This is a genomic window from Cupriavidus sp. SIMBA_020, from assembly GCF_046535395.1.
Taxonomy (GTDB): domain Bacteria; phylum Pseudomonadota; class Gammaproteobacteria; order Burkholderiales; family Burkholderiaceae; genus Cupriavidus; species Cupriavidus campinensis.
The window spans coordinates 1-289 of sequence record NZ_JAWRWU010000349.1; the positions used below are offsets into that span (position 1 = coordinate 1).

Consider the following 289-nt stretch of genomic DNA (forward strand, 5'->3'; position numbering starts at 1 on the left):
GCGAAACCTTGGCGCACCGCCACCCGGACGAATCCCTAGCTTGCGCGCGGGCGCGATTCTCGCTTCAGTGGACGCAAGCGCGCGGCGCGCCGTCGCCGCCTTCTCCCTCTACCCCGACCGACATGACGCACACCTTCAAGCACCTGCACCGCGACGCCTGCACGATCGCGTGGACCGAAGCCGGCAATCCGCTCGGCGAGCCGGTCGTCGTGTTGCACGGCGGCCCCGGCAGCGGCAGCCGGCCCGCGGTGTTGAGCCTGTTCGACCTCGAACGCATGCGCGTCGTGCT

General features: G+C 70.6%; 1 pseudogene. It reads left to right on the forward strand.

The features are described 5' to 3' along the window. Window positions 1-122: 122 nt before the first annotated feature. A pseudogene (locus SB751_RS29525) lies at window positions 123-289 on the forward strand (prolyl aminopeptidase); the annotation flags it as partial.